The following is a 24,333-nucleotide window of genomic DNA, read 5'->3' as shown; positions in this document are numbered from 1 at the left end:
TTAAGATTTGTGTAAAATTCATAATAAATTTATTTAATGTGTAACTTGGTAACAAAAAAATAGGAAAAAATTTTATATTGTTATTTTATCAATTAATAATTTTTATTATAATTAAATAAATATTATCAAAGGAATTAAATCATGGGAAAAAATCTCTCTTTAAAATCACAATTATTTATAGGTTTTGCAAGTATTCTTGCATTTATTTTGGTTATATTTTTTAATGGCTTTATAAAAATACAAAGCGTTGAAAATGATTTAAATACCATTAGCGATGTAAATGCTCTAAAACAGCGTTATGCAGTTGATTTTAGGGGTAGTGTTCATGATAGAGCTATTGCTATTAGAGATGTTGTTTTGTTAAATTCTAAAGATGAAATAAACAATACCATTTCTTTAATCAATAAACTTGAAAATAATTATGAAATCGCAGCTAATAATATGGATAAAATCTTTTTAAACCCTAGTTTAGTAGATGAAAAAGATAAAGAAATATTAGCAAAAATTAAAAATGTAGAAACAAAAACTCTTCCTTTAATTAAAGAAATCATTAATCTAAAAGATAAAAAGGCTTTCAATGAAGCTAATGAATTGCTACTTAATAAAGCAAGATTTAGTTTCGTTGAATGGCTAAATGTGATTAATGAATTTATTGATTATCAAGAAGCTAAAAATCAAGTTTTAACAAAACAAGCAAGAGGAACAATCTCAGGCTTTTTAAGTAATAGTATGATTATTACGATTATTGCCTTTGTTGTTGCTATTCTTTTAGCGCTTTATATAAGTAAATTAATCATAAGCTCATTAGGTGGAGAGCCAAAATATGCAGTAAAGATTGTAAATAGCATAGCTCACGGAAATCTAAACACTAAAATAGATACAAAATATAAAGATAGTATGCTTTATTCTTTAAAAGAAATGCAAAATAGATTAAAAGAAATCGTAAGTGAAGTAATAGAATCTTCAAGAGAGCTTGAGACAAGTGCAAAAGAAGTTACAAATGCATCAAATAACGCAAACAAACTTGCAAACGAACAGCAAGTAAAATCAAAAGCATCGCTTGAGAGCATTAGCGTAGCAAGAGTTGATATGCAAGAAGTATTAAACATAGCTAATCAAACTAAGGATAATTCTTTAAAATCAGTTGAATTATCAAAAACCGGAATTGCTTCAATGAGAACAACTATTAATGAAATAGAAAAAATCACTCAAACTGTTAATTATTCTTCAGAGCAAATCAGAATGCTTGATAAACATACAACAGAAATTAGCAATAGTGCAGAATTAATCAAAGAAATAACAGAGCAAACAAACTTATTAGCACTAAATGCAGCTATTGAAGCAGCAAGAGCAGGTGAGCATGGACGTGGCTTTGCTGTGGTTGCTGATGAGATTAGAAAATTAGCAGAAAAGACTGATATTGCTACGAATGAAATCTCAAATATGATTTCAATTATTCAAAACGAAACTCATGCAACGGTAGAAGCGATACTTAAAACAGTTCCACAAGTAGAAAACGGAATGAGATTAGCTAATGAAGCAAACAATGTGTTAGAGCAAATTAACATTCAAGCAAATGATTCATTGCTAAAAGCAAATGAAGTAAGTAATGCTGCAAAAAATCAAGCAGATAAGCTAAATAATTTAAATAATGATATGCTAAGTATTACAAATAGTGCAGAAAATACACATAAATCAATGCAAGATAATACAAAAGCAGCAAGCCATTTAAAAGATATAGCAAATATGCTTACAAATCATATAAATTATTTTAAAATCTAAAAAGATAGTGAAAGAATTAATTTCTTTCACTAAAAGTTAAAATCGTAATTCCTAATTCAAATTCTTTGACAATTTAAATAAAATTATTGATAATTATTATATGTTTGACTTAACCAAACTTAATTTGCTTAAAACTAAAAAACTCTAACCAATCCAACAAAGCTTATTCAAACCACTCCGAGCAAGAGTTTAAAGCTTAAAAATAAGAGAATTTGAATTAGGAATTTAAAACAATATTTAGACCTTACATAAATTAAAAATCAAATTCTAATTTCATAATTTTTTTATTTTAAATACTTAAATATAAGTTTCAATACTTTTATATTTGTTATCTTTTTTTGCTTAAGGCTAGATTGGATTAGTTTGCTTGAGTTTGCTTGAGTTCCGAGTTTATAATGATTATCGATAAATTTTACTTAAACTTTTAAAGAATTTGAAATAGGAATTACTAAAAAGTATTTAAACTTTATAAAATCAAAAGCATTAATTAGTTTTACACAATCAAATTAAAAAGCTAATTTCTAAATTCTTAAAAATATTTTTGCAAGTGCTAAAAATAAACTTTAAAGCAAATTCCTATTTCAAATTCTTTTATCTATTTAAATACTGAAACATAAACTTAAAATACTTCTATATTTATTCTTATTCCAATTCTTGCATGGTTTTTTGGGGTGTTTGGGGTGTTTGGGGTGTTTGTGGTGTTTGTGGTGTTTGTGGTGTTTGTGGTGTTTGTGGTGTTTGTGGTGTTTGTGGTGTTTGTGGTGTTTGTGGTGTTTATTCTAAGCTAATAATGATTATCGGTAGTTTTATTTAAATTTATGAAGAATTTGCAATAGGAATTACTAAAAAATATTTAGACTTTATAGAAAAAAGGCATTAATTAAAAAGCTAATTTCTAAACTTTTTAAGAATATTTTTGCAAGTGCTAAAATAAATTTTAAAGCAAATTCCTAATTCAAATTCTTTTATTTTTTAGGAATTTGAAATAGGAATTACTTTGTGCTTTAAAGCTCTTTTAATAGATTTTTGCAAGAATTGTTTAAAATCATATAAACTTCTTCAAAATTACCTGTATACCAAGGATCAGGAACATTTTTATAACCTAAATCGCAATATTTACAAATAGGCTTTACTTTGTCTTTAAACTCAGGATATGCTGAAATTACATTGTTGTAATTACTCTCATCCATTGTAAGTATTAAATCAAACTCTTCGCAGTGCTTTAAACTAAGCTTTTTAGATACGAAACCACTGCAAGCTATATTTTTTGATTTTAGAAGTTTTTTCGTTCCATCATGCATATCTTCTCCGTCGTGATAACCTGCAGTTCCTGAGCTTGAGATTATATAATTTTTATCTTTTGCTAAGTCTTTCATAACAAACTCAGCCATAGGAGAGCGACAAATATTACCTAAACAAACAAACATAATTTTCATTTTATTTTCCATTTAAAAAATCCTGTAAATCTTTACCAATCGGAGCTAGTTTTCCATCTTTTACATGAACTAATTTTACGATAGCTTCAAAAATTGCTTTATCATCTTTATAAATAACTTGTTTTAATTCTAAGCAGTATTTATCAAATCCCATAGGAATATTTTTAACTTCTAAAATATCTCCTAATTTTGCAGGAGCTTTGTAAATTGCTTTTATTTCTCTTAATGCAAAAGGATTGTTTTCTAAAAAATTCTTACCTTCATTTGCAAAAAACCATTCGCTTCTAGCTCTTTCGCAATATTTTAAATAATTTGTATGATAGACAATTCCCATACAATCAGTATCTTCATAATAAACTCTAATTTGCATGTTATTTCCTTTTGTAAGTAAAGAGTATGGCTATAAGCCGGGTTTTGTCTTGGATAATCATTTATCTACTTGCTATTTCACAATAGCACTCTAGCGAAGGGTAAAAATATAAGATTAAAACCACCCCTTCTTGCTGCAGGTTGGGTTTATAAGCTGATTTGCTTTTCCTTGCAAAATCACTGGTGGGCTCTTACCCCGCCGTTTCACCTTTACTAATTTCTTAGTAGTCTGTTTTCTGTTACACTTTCCCTTAGGTTGCCCTAGCCATCTGTTAGATGGAACCTTATCTTATTGCAGCCCGGACTTTCCTCTTAATTAAAAGCGATTATCCGCCATACTCTTACGCCATTTTAACTAAGCTTGTTTAAGATAAAGAAAATTAAAGGAGCAAAAATGTATAAATATGTTTTACATTACCCAGCAGGAAATACCACAGCTTTGGTTTTTGGTTACAATGATTTAGATTTTAAGCAAATAAATGATGAGATTTTAGCTAAGCATAAAGATGTAGAGCAGGTTGGTTTTATATTTATGAATAAGCTTAGAATGGCAGGCGGAGAGATTTGCTTTAATGCTTTAAGGTGTGCAGCAAAATTTATTTTAGATTTTGATGATACAAAAGAAATAATTATTAAAATGAATGATAAAGAATATCAATGTGGAATTAATGATAATTCTTTTATAAAAGAAAGCGAACTTAAGCAAAAATACGAAAATAAAAAATTTTATTATATGAGAATTAGCGATAATTATGAGATTAATAAAATGAGCGATTATGAATACTTCGTTGATTTAGGCGATATTTTTCATGTTGTTTATACTAAAGAATTAGATTTAAATAAAATTGATTTAAAAGAATATGCTTATTCTTATTTTAAAGAGCATAATTTATTAGATAAAAAGGCTTGTGGTTTTATGTATTTACATAATAATTGCCTAGAGCCTATTGTATGGGTAAGAGATATAAAAACTTTATTTTATGAGAGTGCTTGTGGGAGTGGAAGTTTTTCTAGCTTTTTATATATTAATAAGATTTTAAATAAAGATTATTTAGCTTTAAAACAACCATCAAATGAGTATTTGTTTTTAAGAAAAGTTAATGATTTGATTGAGATTAGTTCAATTATTGAAGATATTACTTAAGCTAATTCCTATTTTAAATTCTTCAAGAATTTAAAATAGGAATTTAACTAAAGAGCTTTAAGCTCTTTAGAACATTAATCCATCTTCTTCTTGCTGTTTTAAGATATCGTTTCTGCTAGCTTTTGGTAAAGGAGATTTGTCTGTATAAAACCAAGTTTTACCATCTATTACTCTTCTGCTTACACCTTTTGGAATATCAAAATTTCTTTTAATATTTGGATGTGCTGCTAAGTATTTTTGCATAAAGTATCTAAATACAGGAGCAGCAGTTCTAGCACCGCCTTCGTAATATTTCATAGGTTTATTATTATCATTTCCATACCAAGTAATTACTTGAATACTAGGAGTAAAGCCTACAAACCAAGCATCTATACTTTTATTTGAAGTTCCTGTTTTACCTGCTATTTCAATTCCTGCAACTCTAGCACCGCCACCAGTTCCAGCTGCAACAACATTTTTCATCATATCTATCATCAAATAAGTTTGCTCAGGTTTTACAAACTCAACTGCTTCTTTAGTTTCTAGTTTAACTTCATTGCCAAATTTATCAGTTACTTTTGTAATTAGTTTAATAGGTTGTTTTGTTCCGTAGTTTGAAATAATGCTATAAAGCTCAGCATATTCATAAGGGCTAACTCCGAATGAGCCAAGACCTATTGATAAATCTTGCGGAACGTTAGTAAAGCCATATTTTGTGATTGTTTGATGAACATAACTAAGGCTTGTATCTAATAAAAGGTTGATTGTAGCTAGGTTTCTACTTTTAGTTAAGGCTTCTTTTAAGGTAATTAAACCATTAAAATCTCTTCCGTAGTTTTTAGGTTTCCATATCATTTTTTTACCTTGAGCATCACGAGTTTCAAAAACTCTTGCAATATCTGCTATTTCACTAGCAGGTGAGTAGCCAAGATTTAATGCGCTAAGATATACAAAAGGCTTAAAGCTTGAGCCAACTTGTCTATTACTCATAGTAGCGCGGTTAAAATTACTCTTATAATAATCAACCCCACCAACCAAAGCTAAAACATCTCCACTTTTTGGCTCAGTTACAATCATAGCTCCATTTATTTGATTTAAATCAATATCTTTATCTCTTTTAATAAGCTCATCATAACCAAATTTAATAGCTTCTTCTGCGATTTTTTGAGTATCTAAATCAATACTAAGTTCAACCTTATATCCACCTGTTTTAATATCACTTATTCCCATTGCTTGAAGCTGTCTTATAGCTTCATCTACAACATAAGGAGCTTTATTTTGAGTTAAACTCTCATCATATACAATAGGTTTTAAGGCTACGTTTTGTTTATATTCAGCTTCGCTAATCCAACCTAAATCATACATTCTCTTAAGCACTGCATTAGCACGAGAAAGCGATAAATCTATTCTTTTTGTTGGATCATAAGTGCTTGGTGCTTTTGGTAAGCCTACTAGCATTGCCATTTCTTTAAGGCTTAATTCATCTAATTCTTTATGAAAATATCCAGCCGCAGCTGTTTTTATCCCATAATATCCGTGCCCTAAGAAGATAAAGTTTAGATATCTTTCTAAAATTTGCTCTTTTGTTAGGTTTTTTTCAATTTCATAGCTAATTAGTGCTTCATTTATTTTTCTTTTAATACTCTTTTCATTTGTTAGATAATGGTTTTTTACAAGCTGTTGAGTTAAGGTTGATGCACCTTCTGCTAAGCGACCTTTTTGAATATCTTTAATGATTGCTCTAAAAATCGCATCAATATTAATTCCTTCATGCTCAAAAAAGCTAGTATCTTCAATAGCAATTAATGCTTCAATAAGTCTTGGTGGAATTTCTTCAAATCTAGCATAAGCTCTGTTTTCGTTAAATACATTCGCAAGTAGATTGCCATTTCTATCATAAAATTGAGTTGTAAGGTCTAAATCAAATTCCTTATAATCAATATCCTTGCTTTCTACTACATTTAGAAAATATCCTAAAATTAAGCAACCTATAATTCCACAAATAGCTATAAAATAAACAAAATATTTCAATAAAATCTCCTTAAATCATCGTGCTTATTAGCAAAGCAAATAATACACCTATACAAGAAATCAAAATGTTTAATGGTATGAAATAATAAACAATTAATGCAATTTTTTCGCTACATACTAATAATTTATTTTCTTTTTCTTTTTCACATAAAATAAATTGATAATAAATATATAATAAGTTTAGTGTAGCAAAAGCATAAAGTGACCATTGAGTAGAAGCTAAAGTGCTAAATAACGGGTCATTGCTATTGTTTATCATAACAAAAACAGCACTAAAAGCCATTATCGCCATTAAGATAAAAAAAGCATAGATTTGTTTTTTTAAATTTTTTAAAGTTTTTTGCAAATCTTCTTCGTTTTCACATAAATAAAAACTAGCATTTGCTCTAATGCCTATATGAAGACCTATAAAGCAAATGCCTGCTAATAAATGTATATATGGTAAAATTAAGCTGTCAAGCCCTAGCATAAAGCCTTCTTAATCTCATCTTTTGCTAAAGCTAAAGCTTCGTTTAATTTGCTAGTATCTTTTGCACCTGCAGTAGCAAAATCATCTCTACCACCGCCGTTTCCACCTAAAAATTGTGCGATTTGCTTAGCTAAAGCACCAGCTTTAATATTTGTATTTTTTGAACCAACTGCTATGCTTACTTTATCATCTTTGCCTGATATTAAAACAATCACAGCTTTATCAAATTTATTTTTAAACTCATCAATGTCTGCTTTAATATCAAAGCCATTAAATTCACTTACACAAACATTAACTCCGTTTATTACTTCATTATTTAAATTATTTGAGCCGTTTTTTAAAGCTTGTTTTAGTTCTTTAATTTCAGCTTTTAAACTCTCTACACTTTTTAAAATATCATTAGTTTTTAGGCTTTTTTTAATGTTTTCAAATTCTAAAATCAAATTCTTTGTATATTCTTTAGCTGCTTTACTTGCTATTGCTTCAATTCTTCTAACACCTGCACTTACACCACTTTCTTTAAGAATAATAAAATCTCCAATAACAGCAGTATTTTTAACGTGAGTTCCACCACAAAGCTCAATGCTATCTCCTAAGCTTAAAACCCTTACTTTATCGCCATATTTTGTATCAAATAATGCCATTGCACTGCATTTTTTAGCACTTTCAATATCAGTTATTTGTATTTTTGCATCATCAGCTTTATAAATCATATCATTTACAATATCACTAATTTGCTTTAATTCATCTTCGCTTAATGCACGAGTAAAGTTAAAGTCAAATCTAAGTCTATTGTAATCTACAAATGAACCTGCTTGAGTTGCATTTTCGCCTAAAACTTTTCTTAGTGCATAATGAAGCAAGTGAGTAGCACTATGATGTCTTGCAATCTCTGCTCTTCTTTCGGTATCAATCTTGATTATTAATTCATCATTTATATTAAACTCACCAACAATTTCAACTAAAGCTAAATTAATATCAAAAAACTTTTCAACTTCAAGCACGTTTGCCACTAATTTATCATTTTTATAAATGCTACCTAAATCGTAATTTTGCCCACCACTTGTAGCATATAACGGAGTTTTATCAAACATTAGCCAAGCTTTTTTGCTCTTAATTCCTATTTTAAATTCTTCATCTAAAGCAGCTAATAATTTTGCTTTAATTTCAGTATTGTCATAGCCAACAAACTCATTTACTCCAAACTTATCTAAAAGCTCTTTAAAATCTCCGTGAGTTGCTTTATCTCCACTACCTTTCCAGTTTGCTTTAGCAAGTTCTCTTTGTTTTGCCATTAATTCATTAAATTTATCTTCATCAATTTTAAGATTTTTTTCTCTTAGCATATCAAGAGTTAAATCAAGTGGAAAACCATAAGTATCATATAATTTAAATGCTACTTCACCACTAAAAATATCTTTTGTATTTTTAAGCTCATCACTAAAAATACTCATTCCATTTTCAATTGTGTTTAAAAATCTTTCTTCTTCGCTTAATAATTGTTCTTTTACAAAAGATTTTTTCTCGTTTAAATATGTGTAGTGATTACCCATTAATTCACATACAACATCTACTAATTTATACATAAATGCACTCTTAAAGCCTAGTAAATATCCATGTCTTAAAGCTCTTCTTACAATGCGGCGTAAAACGTAGCCCCTTCCTTCTTTATCAAAAGTTACACCTTGAGCTAATAAAAATGTAGCTGAACGAATATGATCAGCAATTACTCTAAAACTTGCACCACTTTTATACTCATAAGTCTTATTAGCAAGTTTTGCAATTTCATTGATTATTGGCATAAATAATGAGCTATCAAAATTACTAAATTTTCCTTCTTTAATAGCAGTTACACGCTCAAGTCCCATTCCTGTATCAATGCTAGGTTTTGGTAGTTTTGTCATTGTGCCATCTGGGTGCTTTTCAAATTGCATGAAAACTAGGTTCCAAATCTCAAGGAATCTATCTCCATCTCCACCCATATAATCTTCATCGCTTTTAAAATTTTCTTCGCCTTGATCGTAAAAAATCTCACTACATGGACCACATGGACCAGTATCGCCCATTTGCCAGAAATTATCCTTATCTCCAAATTTATAAATACGCTCTTTTGCTATATGTTTTTGCCACATATTATAAGCTTCATCATCGTTTTCATGAACTGTTACATAAAGTCTATCTTTAGGTAATTTAATAACTTCAGTTACAAACTCCCATGCATAAGCAATAGCTTGTTCTTTAAAATAATCGCCAAAGCTAAAATTTCCTAACATTTCAAAAAATGTATGGTGTCTTGCAGTATAGCCAACATTATCTAAGTCATTGTGCTTTCCACCTGCACGAATACATGTTTGACAGCTTGTTTTTCTAGGCGGATTTGGGCGTGGCACTTCACCTGTAAAAATACTTTTAAACGGAACCATACCTGCATTTGCAAAAAGCAGTGTCGCATCATCAGGAACAAGTGGGCTTGATGGGGTTATCTCATGACCTTTACTTGCAAAAAAATCCAAATATTCTTTTCTTATATCCATTTTATATCCTTATAAATTTTCTTAAATCATATCAATTTTTTTTAACTTATTGAATATTGCTTAACATTTTTTCATAAGTTTCTTCATTGTTTTTGCTTGTTTTAAAAACTAAAGATGTAATTATTATAAAAATACTTGCAATTAAAAATGCAGGTATAATTGAATAAAGTTCAAAAATACCACCAAAATCTTTTAGATTTTCCCATATTAAAACACAAATAGCTCCAGAGCTCATTCCGCTAATTGCACCAATTTTTGAAGTTTTTTTCCAAAATAAAGCAAATAAAATAACACTACCAAATGAAGCACCAAACCCAGCCCAAGCATGAGCTACAATATCAATTATGCTTGAGTTTTTATCAAATGATATTAAAAGTGCAATAAAAGAAATTGCTAAAACACTAAGTTTTGATAAAAACATAATTTTTTCATTACTTGCATTTCTTTTTAAAACTTTTTTATAAAAATCTTCAACAATAGCAGAGCTTGATACTAAAAGCTGAGAGCTTGCAGTACTCATAATAGCAGCAAGTATTGCGCTAAGTAAAACTCCTGCTATCCAAGGATTAAATAATATTTGGCTCATTAGAATAAAAATTCTATCTTTATCCATCAAGTTTAATTTAAACTCATCTAAATAAGCAATACCTAAAAATCCTATCATAATAGCTGCAAATAACGATATAACCATCCAAGAAATACCAACGAGTGTTGCTACTGGAATATCTTTAATATCTCTTATAGAAATAAATCTTATTAGAATATGAGGTTGTCCAAAATATCCCAAACCCCAAGCTAAAGATGAGATTATAAACATTGTATTTTGGCTCATTGAAATATAGTTTTTATTATTGTTTGTTCCTACTTTTTCAATAATTTCTATTGTATTATTTACTCCACCTAATGCTTTAAGCATAACAATAGCAATAATTACTAAAGCTAACATCATAAGTAAGCCTTGAATTAAATCAGTCCAACAAACTGCTTTGTATCCACCTAAAAAAGTATAAGTTACTATTATAAAAGTTATTATAAAAAGCCCATAAAAATAATTTATATTAAATACTTCTTCAAATAATTTAGCACCAGCTACAAAGCCACTTGAAATATATATAGTAAAAAATATAAGTATTACAAAGGCGCAAATTATTCTTAATATTCCATTTTTATCATCAAATCTAGTTTCAAAAAAATCAGGAATAGTTATACAATTTTGTTTAATATCAGTATAAATTCTAAGTCTTTTTGCAACAAATAGCCAGTTTAATAAAGCTCCTATGCTAAGTCCTATTGCTATATATGATTTTGCTAATCCGTCAAGCAAAATAGCAGCAGGTAAGCCCATAAGTAGCCAAGAACTCATATCAGATGCACCTGCGCTAAGAGCTGATAAGACAGGACCTAAGCTTTTGTTTCCTACAAAATAATCGCTAGAAGTTTTGTTTTTTCTTCTAAAATAAACGCCAATTCCTATCATAAGCAAGCTATAAGCAATAAAATCAATTATGATAGGCAAACTAAGTTCAATATTTTCTAAATTACTCATTATTTTCCTTTTGCAAAAGTTTTAATATATAAAAAAATTTTTAAAAATCATTTAAAACAAAAATTTAATTTTTAAAAGCTTATTTTACTTACAATTTAAGTTATCTAAATACAATTAGCCTTTTATTTTTTAAGGACAACATATGTTAGCATTCTGTGATTTAAAATCTCAATATTTAAAATACAAAAACGAAATTGATGAAAGAATTCAAAATATATTAAATAATTCAAGTTTTATAGGTGGGACTGAAGTTGCTTTATTAGAAGAAAACTTAGCTAATTTTGTAAAATCAAAATACGCATATTCATGCTCAAATGGAACAAGCGCTTTATATATAGCTTTAAAAGCTTTAGGTATTAAAGAAGGCGATGAGATAATTACTAGCCCATTTACATTTATTGCAAGCTCTGAAATGATAGCCTTAATAGGTGCTAAACCTGTTTTTGTTGATATTAGCGATGTCGATTATAACCTTGACATTAGCAAAATTGAAGAAAAGATTAGTCCTAAAACTAAAGCTATTTTAGCTATTTCTATCTTTGGTCAAATGCCTGATTTAAATTCTTTGAAAAAAATATGCAAAAAACATAATCTTTATTTAATCGAAGATGCAGCACAAAGCTTTGGGGCTAGAAATGATTTAGAAGAATTTTCTTGTAATATTGCTGATATTAGCACAACTAGTTTTTTCCCATCAAAACCACTTGGCTGTTATGGTGATGGCGGTGCTATTTTTACTAATAATGATGAATTAGCTAAAAAAGTAAAATTACTTATAAATCATGGAAGCGAAATAAGATATCAGCACGAAATTATAGGCTTAAATGCAAGACTTGATGCAATTCAAGCTGCAGTATTGAATGTAAAATTAAAGTATTTTGATGAAGAAATTGCAAAAAGAAAAGATTTAGCAAATACTTATAGTAAAAATCTTAAAAACTGCATTACTCCACAAGTAAAAGCTAATTATTTAAGCGTTTGGGCTCAATATAGCGTAAGGGTTAAAAATAGAGATTTAGTGATTAAAAAGCTAAATGAAAATGGCATTCCAACAGCTATTCATTATCCTATCGCTCTTTATAAACAACCTTGTTTTAAATATTTAGAATATAATGAAAAAGATTTTAAAGTTTGCGAAGATGTAACTAATGAAATTTTATCATTGCCATTTTCGGCATTTTTAGATATAAAGGATCAAGAAAGGGTAATTGAAATTTTTAATAAAGGAGAATAAATGAGAAAATTAGACCAAGTAGGCTCATTCTTAAGACCTGCGAAATTAAAGGCTGCAAGAAGCGATTTAGCAAATGGAAAAATAAGTCAAGAAGAACTTAGAATTATTGAAGATGAGTGTATTAAAGAATTACTACTTGAGTGTGATAAAAATAATGTTTATTATTTAAGCGATGGAGAATTTAGACGCTCTTGGTGGCATTTAGACTTTTATTGGGGATTTAGTGGGGTTATTAAGATTATTAAAGAAAAAGGCTATGTATTTAAAGGTATTGAAACAAGAGCAGAAGGCGTAAAAATAGTTGGCAAAATTGAGTGTAAAGACCATCTTTTTATAAAAGATTTTGCAAGATTAGTGCAGATTGCAAAAGAACTAAATATAGACACAAATCGTTTAAAACTTACAATTCCAAGCCCAGCGATGTTTATTTATATGCTATTTATTAGGGGTGGATTTAATGTGGAATTTGAATATTATGGCAAAGATTATGCAAGGCTTAAAGCTGATATTTTAAAAGCTTACGAAGATTTTTATAATGAATTTAGCAAAGTAGGTGGGGTTTATTTACAACTTGATGATGTTAGCTTTGGTTCGTTTTGTGATGATGATTTTAGAGCAAATTTAGAAAAAAATGGTCTAAACGCAGATGAATGCACTAAAGAATATGTAGAATATTTAAACAAAAGCTTAGAAACTATGCCAAAAAATATTACAACAGCAATTCATATTTGTAGAGGAAATTACAGAAGCCATTTTAGTGCAAGTGGTGGATATATTAAAGTAGCAAAAGAATTATTTGCAAAGCTTAATATAGATAAGTTTTTCTTAGAATTTGATAGCGATAGGGCAGGTGGATTTGAACCTTTAGAATATATTAAAAATCAAACAGTAGTTATAGGACTTTTAACTACAAAAGTAAAAGAAAGTCCTAGTTTAGATGAGTTGGTATCAAGAGCATTTGAAGCTAAAAAATATCTAAAATCTTCTCAGATTGAGTTTAGCACACAATGTGGCTTTAGCTCTACTGAAGAAGGAAATGAGATTGATATGGCAACTCAATGGGAAAAGATTAATTTATTAAATAAATTAAATGAAACTTTAGAAAATCAAGGATTTTAATGAATATAGCATTAATTGGGCTTGGTGTAATGGGAAAAAACCATTATACCGAGCTTAGAAAAAAAGATATAAATTTATTTTGTTATGATGTGATAAAGCCTGAATGGATAGAAGATGAGCTTTATTTTTCTAATTTAGATGAATTATTAAGCAATAAAATTGATGGAGCTATTATTGTAGTTCCTACTAAATATCATTATGAAGTATTTTTAAAATTAAGTGAAAAAGTAAAATATATATTAATAGAAAAGCCGCTTAGCTTTAATTTAGATGAAGCTTATGCAATTAAGCAAAGTGGGGTAAATGTTGCTGTTGGTTTTTGTGAAAGATTTAATCCTGTTAGCCTAGAGTTCTTAAAACAAAGTCAAGGCGAAGAGATAAAATATGCAAGTTTTATAAGAGCATCTAAAAAACCAGCAAGAATTAGTGATGTTGGGGTTGATTTAGATCTTTGCGTTCATGATATTGATTTGGCTAATTTTTTTGGAATAAAAGCTGAGTTTAATATAAGCAAGATGAATAATCCTTGCACGCAAATTAAGCTTAATTCTAACAACCTTGATATTTTAGCTTCGTGGGAGTTTAATAGTAGAATTAGAAAAGCATTTATTAATACAAATGTTTCAAGCTATGAGCTAGACTTTTTGAACTCAAGATTGATTAAAGATGAAGTTGTAATGGAACTTAAAAGCCATTCAAGTTTATCAAGAGAGCAAGATGAATTTATTAACTACATAAAGACAAATAATTTAGGATATTTAGCAAGCGTAGATGATGCTATTTATACTCAACAAATTTTATAATTCTTATTTCAAATTCCTTTAATTTTTTTTGTATATTTAAAGGAATTTGAGAAGTCAATTTTTTACACAAAATTATCATTAAAATAAAAAGAATTTGAATTCGGAATTACAATTTTATAAAACTAATTCCTATTTTAATTTTTTTAAGAATTTAAAATAGGAATTTGATTATTTTGTTTTGTCTTTATGAGAAAATAAAAGTGCTTTATAATCGTCTTTTAAAAAGTCTATATTATAGCTTAAAAACATTTCATGCAATTGCTTGCAAGCTCTAGGTAATTTCTTAGGATTGAAAGCTGGTTGAATATATAATTCATCTTTTACAAACATAAGTATAAAGCAAGGCTTATTATCACTTGAATTAAATTCGTAATAATGAGTATGTTTATTACCCACATTAGTCATTTTTGAGATATTTATACCTTCATCATCTTTAAAATAATCACCCTTACTTACATAATAAGTATTTAAATCATTTATTAAGGTTTTAAAATTATTAACTTGAGCTACATTATGTGCATCATCTCTAATGCTGCTTATTTTATAAATCACAACCGAAGCAAGTATTGCGATTATAATAATTACAAAAATTAATTCAATAATGGTAAAAGCTTTTTTCAAGCCCTTACCTTATCTAAAACACCATTTATAAGTTTTGGTGCGTTATCGCTTGCGTATTCTTTTGCAAGTTCTATTGCTTCATTTATAATTACTGCTTTATCTGTTTTTGTAAATAATAATTCATAAACCCCAAGTCTTAATATGGCTTTTTCCATACCACCTAGATTATTTACTTCGTTGCTTTCTAAAATACCTTTTAAGCATTCATCAATTTTGCTTAAATTATTTTGAACTCCATTAAATAATTCTAACGCCCATTCACGGATTGCATTTCTAATTTTATGCTCTTCTAAATAATCATTCACATGTTCGCTATTTTGAACATAATCAAACGAATAAAGCAAACTTACAACGGTCATTCTAGCTTGATGTCTAGTTGCCATTTTGAACTCTTTTTAAGTTTAGCATTTCAATAGTAGTTACCATTGCTTCATAGCCTTTATTTCCACTTTTAATTCCTGCTCTATCCATAGCTTGTTCTGTCGTATTAGTGGTAAGCACACCAAAACTAATAGGAGTATCATTTGCTAGAGTAATTGCTGCAACTCCTTTAGTGCATTCTGCTGCTACATAGTCAAAATGAGGTGTATCTCCACGAATTACAGCACCAAGAACAACTATTCCATCATATCCTTGTTCAACAGCTTGCTTTAATGCAAAAGGTAGTTCAAATGCACCAGGAACAAGTATTAAATCAAGTTTGCTCTCATCACCGCCAAAACGAACAAAAGCATCTTTTGCACCTTCAACTAATTTATCAGTAATAAAACTATTAAATCTAGCATTTATAATTGCAAATCTTTCATTGCCATTTAATTTTAATTTTCCTTCAATAATATTCATAATTATCCTTTATTTAGTATTTTTAATAATAAATTAACCTTTGCTTCAAGCTCATCAGTTGCTATCATATTAGGTCCATCACATAAAGCTTCTTTTGGATTATAGTGTGTCTCAAAGAAAAATCCATCAACACCAACCCCAGCAGCAGCACGAGCAAGTGGCATTACAAAAGAGCTATCTCCACCGCTTTTTCCACCTGCAGCTCCAGGCATTTGAACGCTATGAGTTGCGTCAAAAATAACAGGTGCGAAATTTCTCATAATTTTAAGCGATCTCATATCAACAACTAAATTACCATATCCTAGACTAGTGCCTCTTTCAACCACTAAAATACCAGCTTCTCTTGCCATTTGATGAGCAAGTGAGAAATCACTATCAGCTAAATCATTATAAACTCTTTCACCTAAATCAGAGCTTGCAAAAAAACTTTCATCATTAGTTGTATAGTTAAATCCTCTAGTTTGTGCAATCTTAGCAACACTATATCTCATATCGTTTGGATTTAAGAATTGTCCTTTTTTAATATTAATAATAGCTTTTGTTTTTGCAGCTGCAACTAATAAATCCGTTTGCCTACATAAAAACGCAGGAATTTGAAGTGTATCAACAACCTCGGCTGCAATGCTAGCTTGATGACTTTCGTGAATATCAGTTATTAATTTATAACCAAATTTAGATTTTACATCAGCTAAAATTTGCAAACCTTTTTCAAGTCCAGGCCCTCTAAAACTATCTAAACTTGTGCGATTTGCTTTATCAAAACTTGATTTAAAATAAAAATCAATTTGTGGATTTTTAGCTATTTTTTCTAATCTTTTTGCCACTTCCATAACAACTTCAGGACTTTCTATAACGCAAGGTCCTGCAAATAATATAATTTTTCTCATTTTTTATTATCCTTACTTAAGCTTATTCCTATACCGCCTATTAAAACGCAGATTATACCCGCTAAAACCATTAAACTTGGTAAATCATCTCCTAAAAGTATCCCTAGTAATAATGTAAAGACAACATCAATATAACCAACCCCTGCTACAACTCCTGCTTTTTTAGCTGCCTTATAGGCTTTTGTAACATATATTTGATATACAATTGAAAGACTTCCCATTAAAATTATCAATATCCATAATTTAAAATCATTTGGCATTACAAATTTTGCAAAAGCAAAATCAAAATACTTAATCAAATCAGGATCTAAATATTCTCCACCAAGCATTGATAATATAGGTAAAATAGTTCCTAATATAAAAAAACTCGACGCTATAACTTCAGTATTATAATATTTTCCAAGTTCTCTTGCACTTGTAAGAGCTAGAGCTGCTGTAAGACCACTTAAAACTCCTAAAATTGAGTTTTTTATATCAAAACCAGTATGCAAGTGTTCTGGTGCTAGTGGCTGAATTATTAACATAACCCCACTAAAAGCTAAAAATAAATATAAAATACTTTTAATTCCTAGTTGCTCTTTAAAAAACAAAAACGCAATTAGTGCAACAAATAAAGGATTTGTTTTTTGAAAAGCAAAAGCTCCACCCAAAGAAATATTTGCAACATTATAAAAGAAAAAATATAAAGAGATTGTTCCGATAAGACCACGAAAAAATAATAAAAAAAACTTGCCACCTGATTTTTTATGTGGAATTTTATAAATTAAATAAGCGATAAAAATTACTCCGATTACATTTCTAAAAAACATAATCTCAACACTAGGCATATCATTTGCAAGTAGTTTTGCACTGCACCCCATGAGTGCAAATGCAAAACTAGCAATTACCATAAAATAAATCCCAAGATTTTTTCTGATAATTTTTTTAAATTTTTTCATTTAATTATCATAAAACCTTAGTTGCTGGAATTATATAAGGCATAAAGTATGCTATAAAGCTTACCCAAAGACCTATTAAAATAATCATAGCAATTGAGTATTTAATTGTATATTTAAACAACTCACTTTCGCGTCCAACAAGTCCAACAGCAGCGCAAGCAACTGCAATACTTTGTGGAGAAATCATTTTACCAACAACACCACCAGCACTATTTGCTGCTAAGAATAATGAATCAGCAAAACCTAATTGATGAGCTGTAACTTGCTGTAATGAACCAAATAAAAGGTTTGCACTTGTATCAGAACCTGTTAAGAACACTCCAATCCATCCAATAATAGGTGAGAAGAATGTAAATGCTCCACCAGTTTGTGATAATGCAATTCCTAATGTTCCACTTGCTCCACTATAATCAGTAATTTTTGCAAAACCTACAACCAAACCAATAGTTAAAATAGGGAAAGCCATTTCTCTTAAAGTATCGTTAAAGCAAACTTTAGCATCATCAACTTTTACTTTTAGAATATAAATACTTGCAATTGCAGCAAATAAAATAGCTGTTCCTGGAGTATTAATTAATGGAATTCCTACGCTAAGTGCTTGAGTTCCTGCTTTACCACCTTCAACAAGTGATGGCTTAATTACCGCTAAATCACCTAAACTAGCAAATGATAATTTTAGGTTTGTAAATGCTAAAGCTGCATCAGTTCCAAATAAAGATTTAAACCAAGGTTGTGTCCAAACAACAATGAAGATAATTAATAAAATAAATGGAGACCAAGCATAAACAACTTCGCCTAAGCTAAGAGTTTTTACATCACTAAAATCAGTTTTACCATCAAATCTTACAATATTTTTAATTTTAAATGCTTTTACAGCAGCAGTTGTACATACTAATGAAACAACAGCTGAAATAATATCAGGTAATTCTGCACCTAAAAAGTTTGATGAGAAAAATTGAGCTATTGCAAAAGATGCTGCTGCAACGAATACGATAGGGAAAGTCTCACGAATACCTTTCATGCCATCCATTAAGAATATTATAAAGAATGGAACACAAAAACTAAGTGGAGGTAATATTCTTCCTACCATTTGAGAAATTGGATGTGGATCAAGCCCTAAAGCACCTGCCATAGCAAGAATTGGAACCCCAATAGCTCCAAAAGCAACAGGTGCAGTATTTGCTATCATACAATATCCAGCAGCTTGTAAAGGTCTTAGTCCAAGTCCAACTAGTAGTGCTGCAGTAATTGCAACAGGACCACCAAAACCAATAGCACCTTCAAGGAATGCTCCAAAACAAAATCCAATGATGATTACTTGGATACGATGATCTGGAGTTATTGTCATAATGCTTTGCTTAATTACTTCAAATTGTCCTGATTTAATAGATAATTTGTAAAGAAAAATAGCTGCAATGATAATCCAAGCAATAGGCCAAATACCAGTAGTAAATCCTACTATAATACTAGCAAATGCTGCATTTACAGGCATTTTGTATGCAAAAACAGCTACTAAAATAGCTGCAACAACGGTTAAAAATCCTGCTACATAACCTTTTGTCTTAAATACGACAAGACAAAGGAAGAAGCATAATATTGGCAAGAATGCAACTAAAGCACTTAACCAAATGTTACCTAATGGATTAAAGTTAGGTGTAAATTCCATGTTTTTCCTTTCAATAAAGTTTTAAGGTATTTTAAAATAAAAGGCTTAATTTAGCACAGAATAATAAAATACATAGGTAAAAAAGTAATTAAATTTAAAACTTGTTACAATTTGTAACAAATTAACTTATAAGTTTTTTTTGTTAAAATATTTTAGTAATTATTTTTTTGAAAGGTTATTTTATGAGAGGTTATACTATTTTTTCAGGCTCTGCTAATCTTGATTTTGCAAATAAAGTTGCTCAAAGATTAGATTGCAGATTAAGTGATGCAGGGATTAAACGCTTTAGCGATGGCGAAATTAGCGTTCAAATAGGAGAAAGTGTTCGTGGTAAAGATGTTTTTATTATCCAAAGCACTTGTGCTCCTGCAAATGATAATTTGATGGAATTATTAATTTTAAGCGATGCTTTAAAAAGAAGCTCAGCTAATTCAATTACAGCTGTGGTTCCATATTTTGGATATGCTAGACAAGATAGAAAAGCAGCTCCAAGAGTTCCAATTAGTGCAAAATTAGTTGCTGATTTAATGCAAACTGCAGGAATTAGTCGTGTAGCTACAATTGATTTACACGCAGGACAAATTCAAGGATTTTTTAATATTCCTGTTGATAATCTTTATGGAAGTATTATTTTTAACGAACACTTAAGACAAAGAGATTTAAGTAAAGCCGTAGTAGCAAGCCCTGATACAGGTGGAATTGTTCGTGCAAGAAGTGTCGCAAAAGCACTTGATTTAGATTTAGTTATCGTTGATAAACGCCGTGAAAAAGCAAATGAAAGCGAAGTTATGAACGTAATTGGCGATGTTAATGGTAAAGATGTAATTATTGTTGATGATATGATTGATACTGCTGGAACTATTGTTAAAGCTGCAGAAGTATTTAAGAAATTAGGTGCAAAAAGTGTAATTGCTTGCTGTACTCATCCAGTTTTAAGTGGAGCTGCATACGATAGAATAGAAAATGGTGCTTTAGATGAATTAATAGTAACTGATACAATACCACTTGCAAAAGAATGCAAAAAAATAACAACTTTAAGCGTTGCACCATTGTTTGGAGAAGTAATTCGCCGTGTTTATCACAATGAAAGTGTGAATGGATTATTTTCATAATTCCTATTTCAAATTCTTATACAAAAGCACCGAAAATAACTCGGTGCTTAAAAGTTAAATATGCTATGTTATAACTGCTTAAAGCCAACATTTAAAATATTTTGTTCTACGTGCGAAAAAGATTTTAAACAACTTGAATGTAAAAGAAGAATTTTAGATGATGGATTAGAAGTTATAAGTTTTTATAAATATTCAAAAATTAAAAATCTTTTAAGTCATAAACACTATATAAGTGGGTATTTTATTTTAAACAAATTAGCTTCATATTCTTATAAAAGATTTAGATTTAAAAACGAATTAGCTTATGCGATAGGTTTAGATGATGATATAAAAGAAGGCTATTCACATACGGCGATTTTATTAAAAAATATGAAAGCAAATAATATTATCCCTTGTTATAATGTAATTAAGGCTAAAAATAGGGTGATTTATAAAGGTAAAAGCCTTGCTTTTAGAAAGAAAAATAAAAGAAATTTTGAATTATTAAAAAATATTGATAAACCTGTGATTTTAGTAGATGATATTATTACAACAGGTGAGACTTTAAAACAAGCTCACGCAGTGCTTAAAAAAGCAAAAATAAATGTTCTTTTTGCCGTTGTATTAGCCGATGCGAAAGTTTAGTTTGCTAGTATAAAAAAATCTTTAACTTAAAGGAACACAATGAATTTATTTGATAATAGTGAAATTACTATTGTAGATATTGAAGATAGTATTAAGACAAGTTATCTAGATTATTCTATGTCAGTAATTATAGGTCGTGCATTACCTGATGCAAGAGATGGATTAAAACCTGTTCATAGAAGAATTTTATATGCTATGAATAAGCCAGAAGTTGGTGCTAGAACAAGATTTGTAAAATCAGCTCGTATAGTGGGTGATGTAATAGGTAAATACCATCCACATGGAGATACTGCTGTTTATGATGCATTAGTTAGAATGGCTCAAGATTTTTCTATGAGATATCCAACTATTAAAGGGCAAGGTAACTTTGGTTCGGTTGATGGAGATGGTGCTGCTGCTATGCGTTATACCGAAGCTAAAATGAGTGATTTAACTGAAGATTTATTAAAAGATATTGATGAAGATACAGTTGATTTTGTTCCAAACTATGATGGAAGAGAGTTTGAACCTGATGTATTACCTACTAGAGTCCCAAACTTGCTTTTAAATGGTTCTAGCGGTATTGCTGTTGGTATGGCAACTAATATTCCGCCACATAGTTTAGATGAATTAGTTGATGGACTTTTATATTTACTTAAAAACAAAAACGCTTCAGTAGAAGAAATAATGCAATTTATCAAAGGCCCTGATTTTCCTACCGGCGGAATAATCTTTGGTAAAAAAGGAATAATTGAAGCTTATAAAACAGGTCGTGGTAGAATAAAAGTAAGAGCTAAAACTCATATAGAGCAAAAGGGCAATAAAGAATTAATAGTAATTGATGAATTACCTTATCAAGTAAATAAAGCAAGACTTCACGAACAAATTGCAGAGCTTGTTAAAGAAAAGCAAATAGAAGGCATTAGCGAAACAAGAGATGAGAGTGATAGAGATGGAATCCGCCTTGTAATTGAGCTAAAGCGTGATGCAATGAGTGAAATAGTTTTAAATAACTTATTTAAAAGCACTACAATGGAAACTACATTTGGTGTTATTATGCTTGCAATTCATAATAAAGAGCCTAAAGTATTTTCATTAATTGAATTACTTGATTTATTCTTAAATCATAGAAAAACAGTAATTATTAGAAGAACAATTTATGAACTAGAACAAGCTAAAAAGAGAGCTCATATTTTAGAAGGCTTAAAAATTGCATTAGATAATATTGATGAAGTTATTACGCTTATTAAATCAAGTGCAGATACAGCAAGTGCTAAAGAAGGCTTGATGAATAAATTTGCTTTAAGTGAAGTTCAAGCTAGTGCTATTTTAGAAATGAGACTAAGCAGATTAACAGGTCTTGAGCGTGATAAACTTGAAGAAGAATTAAAAGAATTATTAGCTACCATTGAAAGATTAAACGCTATTTTAAAAAGCGAAGAAAAAATTGAAGAAATCATTAATGATGAATTATTAGAACTTAAACATAAATATAAAGTTCCAAGAATTACAGAAATCATTGATGATTATGATGAAATAGATGTAGAAGACTTAATACCAAATGAGCCTATGGTAATTACAATTACTCATCGTGGATATATTAAAAGAGTTCCTACAAAATCTTATGAAAAACAAAAGCGTGGTGGTAAAGGTAAGGTTGCAGTTACTACTTATGATGATGACTTTATTGAAAGCTTCTTTACGGCAAACTCACACGATACGCTAATGTTTGTTACCAATAAAGGTCAGTTATATTGGTTAAAAGTTTATAAAATCCCAGAAGGTAGTAGAACAGCAAAAGGAAAAGCTGTTGTAAATCTAATCAATTTATCTCCTGATGAAAAAATTATGGCAATTATTCCAACTACTGATTTTAGCAATGAAAAATCTTTAGCGTTCTTTACGAAAAATGGTTTAATTAAACGCACTAATTTAAGTGAATATAGCAATATTCGTTCAGTTGGAGTAAGAGCAATTAATCTTGATGAAAATGATGAGTTAGTAAGCGTTTTAATAGCATATAATGATGCTAGTGAGATAATAGAAGTTGAAGAAAACGAAGAAAATACTGAAAATAATGTAGAAATCATTGAAGAAAACGAAGAAAATGTAGAAAATAATGAAGAAAATCAAAATGTTGGAACAATGATTTTTGTAGCTACTAAAAAAGGTATGTGTATTAAGTTTCCACTAACAAAAGTTCGCCAAATTGGTCGTGTAGCTCGTGGTGTTACTGCAATTCGCTTTAAAGAAAAAGATGATTGTGTAATAGGTGCAGTAGTGATTGAAAATAACGAACAAGAGATTTTAAGCGTTAGTCAAAAAGGTATCGCAAAAAGAACCGATGCAGGTGAATATCGCTTACAAAGTCGTGGCGGTAAGGGTGTAATTTGCATGAAACTTACTCAAAAGACTAAAGACTTAGTAGGTATTGTAATTGTTGATGATACTATGGATTTAATGGCGCTTACAAGTAGTGGTAAGATGATTAGAACTGATATGCAAAGTATTAGAAAAGCAGGGCGTAATACAAGTGGCGTTATCGTTGTAAATGTTGGAAGCGATGAGGTTGTAAGTATTGCAAAATGTCCTAAAGAAGAAGACGAAGAAGAAGTTGTAGAAGAAGAAACAGGGCTATTTGATGATAATTGATTTAATCATCTTAGCCTTTTCTTTAGGAATAGATGCGTTTTTCGTAGCACTTAGTATATGCTTGGTGCTACGAAATAATATAAAAAAATTAATTGTTTTTAGCTCTTTAGCAGCGTTTTTTCAAGCTTTTATGCCCATTATAGGCTATTACATAACTTATTATCTAAATACAAAATATATGAAAATAATTCAAGCAATTGATCATTATTTAATATTTTTTATTTTTGCTTTTTTATCTTATAAGTTATTTAAAGAATTTTTAGATGAAAATAAAGAAGAAATTAATATAAATTATTTTTCTTTATTTATGCTAAGTATTGCTACAAGTATTGATGCTTTAGGTGCTGGACTTATGATTTTTTCATTAAAATATGATTTGTTTATGTCTATTATTTTAATTTTTAGCATTACATTTGTAATGTGTATTTCAAGTTTTTTAATTAGTAAAATTAAGGCCAACAAAAAGATTTTACAACCCATAGGAAGTTTGCTTTTATTATTCTTAGCTTGCAAAATAGTTATTGTGCATATATTAGAAGACATATAACTTGTAAAATTGTAACAA

At 29.3% G+C, this 24,333-nt stretch carries 22 protein-coding genes and 1 other RNA gene; 10 read left to right on the top strand and 13 right to left on the bottom strand.

What is annotated here, in order from left to right; translation table 11 throughout:
- Window positions 1-141 precede the first annotated feature (141 nt).
- Together AVANS_RS05905 and AVANS_RS05900 are read left to right on the top strand one after the other, a co-directional pair.
- On the top strand, window positions 142-1,782 hold the full coding sequence (locus AVANS_RS05905) for a methyl-accepting chemotaxis protein (protein ID WP_239816965.1): 1,641 nt from the start codon (window positions 142-144) through the stop codon (window positions 1,780-1,782).
- Window positions 1,783-2,440: 658 nt separating this feature from the next.
- The gene (locus AVANS_RS05900; protein ID WP_239816964.1) at window positions 2,441-2,596 is read left to right on the top strand and encodes a hypothetical protein; all 156 of its coding nucleotides are present in this window, start codon (window positions 2,441-2,443) and stop codon (window positions 2,594-2,596) included.
- A gap of 190 nt (window positions 2,597-2,786) precedes the next feature.
- Here AVANS_RS05900 and AVANS_RS05895 read toward each other — a convergent pair whose 3' ends face one another.
- From AVANS_RS05895 to rnpB, 3 genes are all read right to left on the bottom strand, one after another.
- Window positions 2,787-3,218, bottom strand: coding sequence for a low molecular weight protein-tyrosine-phosphatase (locus tag AVANS_RS05895; RefSeq protein WP_239816963.1), 432 nt, complete (start codon window positions 3,216-3,218; stop codon window positions 2,787-2,789).
- A gap of 1 nt (window position 3,219) precedes the next feature.
- Window positions 3,220-3,588, bottom strand: coding sequence for a YbgC/FadM family acyl-CoA thioesterase (locus AVANS_RS05890; protein ID WP_239816962.1), 369 nt, complete (start codon window positions 3,586-3,588; stop codon window positions 3,220-3,222).
- Window positions 3,589-3,605: 17 nt separating this feature from the next.
- Window positions 3,606-3,929, bottom strand: an RNA gene (rnpB, locus tag AVANS_RS05885) — RNase P RNA component class A.
- 52 nt (window positions 3,930-3,981) lie between these two features.
- Here rnpB and AVANS_RS05880 point away from each other — a divergent pair.
- Window positions 3,982-4,731 (top strand): hypothetical protein, encoded by a 750-nt coding sequence (locus tag AVANS_RS05880; RefSeq protein WP_239816961.1) that lies wholly within the window; start codon window positions 3,982-3,984, stop codon window positions 4,729-4,731.
- Between the two features lie 66 nt (window positions 4,732-4,797).
- On the opposite strand, the gene AVANS_RS05875 is transcribed toward AVANS_RS05880, so the two are convergent.
- The 4 genes from AVANS_RS05875 to putP are packed head-to-tail and all read right to left on the bottom strand — an operon-like array spanning window position 4,798 to window position 11,290.
- A complete protein-coding gene (locus tag AVANS_RS05875) occupies window positions 4,798-6,720 on the bottom strand; it encodes a PBP1A family penicillin-binding protein (protein WP_239818537.1) in 1,923 nt (640 codons plus the stop codon).
- A 31-nt stretch (window positions 6,721-6,751) separates the two neighbouring features.
- A complete protein-coding gene (locus AVANS_RS05870) occupies window positions 6,752-7,210 on the bottom strand; it encodes a hypothetical protein (RefSeq protein WP_239816960.1) in 459 nt (152 codons plus the stop codon).
- Window positions 7,204-9,744, bottom strand: a complete 2,541-nt coding sequence (gene alaS, locus AVANS_RS05865; protein ID WP_239816959.1) for an alanine--tRNA ligase — start codon at window positions 9,742-9,744, stop codon at window positions 7,204-7,206. Before alaS ends, AVANS_RS05870 begins: the two co-directional genes overlap by 7 nt.
- 46 nt (window positions 9,745-9,790) lie before the next feature.
- Window positions 9,791-11,290, bottom strand: a complete 1,500-nt coding sequence (gene putP, locus AVANS_RS05860) for a sodium/proline symporter PutP (RefSeq protein WP_239816958.1) — start codon at window positions 11,288-11,290, stop codon at window positions 9,791-9,793.
- Window positions 11,291-11,432: 142 nt separating this feature from the next.
- On the opposite strand from putP, the gene AVANS_RS05855 reads away from it, so the two are divergent.
- Genes AVANS_RS05855 through AVANS_RS05845 form a run of 3 tightly spaced genes read left to right on the top strand, consistent with a single transcriptional unit; the run spans window position 11,433 to window position 14,446 of the window.
- Window positions 11,433-12,524 carry a DegT/DnrJ/EryC1/StrS family aminotransferase gene (locus AVANS_RS05855; RefSeq protein WP_239816957.1) on the top strand — a complete coding sequence of 364 codons (1,092 nt, stop codon included), beginning with the start codon at window positions 11,433-11,435 and terminating at the stop codon, window positions 12,522-12,524.
- A complete protein-coding gene (locus tag AVANS_RS05850) occupies window positions 12,525-13,643 on the top strand; it encodes a 5-methyltetrahydropteroyltriglutamate--homocysteine S-methyltransferase (protein ID WP_239816956.1) in 1,119 nt (372 codons plus the stop codon).
- On the top strand, window positions 13,643-14,446 hold the full coding sequence (locus AVANS_RS05845; protein ID WP_239816955.1) for a Gfo/Idh/MocA family oxidoreductase: 804 nt from the start codon (window positions 13,643-13,645) through the stop codon (window positions 14,444-14,446). Before AVANS_RS05850 ends, AVANS_RS05845 begins: the two co-directional genes overlap by 1 nt.
- A 168-nt stretch (window positions 14,447-14,614) precedes the next feature.
- Here the strand turns inward: AVANS_RS05845 and AVANS_RS05840 are convergent, their stop codons facing one another.
- Genes AVANS_RS05840 through AVANS_RS05815 form a run of 6 tightly spaced genes read right to left on the bottom strand, consistent with a single transcriptional unit; the run spans window position 14,615 to window position 19,401 of the window.
- Entirely contained in the window at window positions 14,615-15,067 is a 453-nt protein-coding gene (locus AVANS_RS05840; protein WP_239816954.1) for a prepilin-type N-terminal cleavage/methylation domain-containing protein, read from the bottom strand.
- The gene (nusB, locus tag AVANS_RS05835; RefSeq protein ID WP_239816953.1) at window positions 15,064-15,450 is read right to left on the bottom strand and encodes a transcription antitermination factor NusB; all 387 of its coding nucleotides are present in this window, start codon (window positions 15,448-15,450) and stop codon (window positions 15,064-15,066) included. Before nusB ends, AVANS_RS05840 begins: the two co-directional genes overlap by 4 nt.
- Complete coding sequence (gene ribH / locus AVANS_RS05830) at window positions 15,440-15,910, bottom strand: 6,7-dimethyl-8-ribityllumazine synthase (protein WP_239816952.1); 471 nt, start codon at window positions 15,908-15,910, stop codon at window positions 15,440-15,442. The genes nusB and ribH overlap by 11 nt, the downstream gene beginning before the upstream one ends.
- A 2-nt stretch (window positions 15,911-15,912) precedes the next feature.
- Window positions 15,913-16,797 carry a 3-deoxy-8-phosphooctulonate synthase gene (gene kdsA / locus AVANS_RS05825; RefSeq protein WP_239816951.1) on the bottom strand — a complete coding sequence of 295 codons (885 nt, stop codon included), beginning with the start codon at window positions 16,795-16,797 and terminating at the stop codon, window positions 15,913-15,915.
- Entirely contained in the window at window positions 16,794-17,735 is a 942-nt protein-coding gene (locus tag AVANS_RS05820; RefSeq protein WP_239816950.1) for a DMT family transporter, read from the bottom strand. The genes kdsA and AVANS_RS05820 overlap by 4 nt, the downstream gene beginning before the upstream one ends.
- 7 nt (window positions 17,736-17,742) lie before the next feature.
- Window positions 17,743-19,401, bottom strand: coding sequence for a lactate permease LctP family transporter (locus AVANS_RS05815; protein ID WP_239816949.1), 1,659 nt, complete (start codon window positions 19,399-19,401; stop codon window positions 17,743-17,745).
- A gap of 182 nt (window positions 19,402-19,583) precedes the next feature.
- On the opposite strand from AVANS_RS05815, the gene AVANS_RS05810 reads away from it, so the two are divergent.
- From AVANS_RS05810 to AVANS_RS05795, 4 genes are read left to right on the top strand one after another with little or no spacing between them, the layout of a single operon-like run.
- Window positions 19,584-20,513, top strand: coding sequence for a ribose-phosphate pyrophosphokinase (locus tag AVANS_RS05810; RefSeq protein WP_239816948.1), 930 nt, complete (start codon window positions 19,584-19,586; stop codon window positions 20,511-20,513).
- 60 nt (window positions 20,514-20,573) lie between these two features.
- On the top strand, window positions 20,574-21,137 hold the full coding sequence (locus AVANS_RS05805; RefSeq protein ID WP_239816947.1) for a phosphoribosyltransferase family protein: 564 nt from the start codon (window positions 20,574-20,576) through the stop codon (window positions 21,135-21,137).
- A 39-nt stretch (window positions 21,138-21,176) separates the two neighbouring features.
- Window positions 21,177-23,768 carry a DNA gyrase subunit A gene (gyrA, locus tag AVANS_RS05800; RefSeq protein ID WP_239816946.1) on the top strand — a complete coding sequence of 864 codons (2,592 nt, stop codon included), beginning with the start codon at window positions 21,177-21,179 and terminating at the stop codon, window positions 23,766-23,768.
- Window positions 23,758-24,315, top strand: coding sequence for a manganese efflux pump (locus tag AVANS_RS05795; RefSeq protein ID WP_239816945.1), 558 nt, complete (start codon window positions 23,758-23,760; stop codon window positions 24,313-24,315). The genes gyrA and AVANS_RS05795 overlap by 11 nt, the downstream gene beginning before the upstream one ends.
- The last annotated feature ends 18 nt before the right edge of the window (window positions 24,316-24,333 follow it).

This window comes from Campylobacter sp. RM5004, assembly GCF_022369455.1.
GTDB lineage: Bacteria > Campylobacterota > Campylobacteria > Campylobacterales > Campylobacteraceae > Campylobacter_E.
Note: the sequence above shows the minus strand (reverse complement) of the source record. Positions and strands in the feature narration are given on the sequence as shown.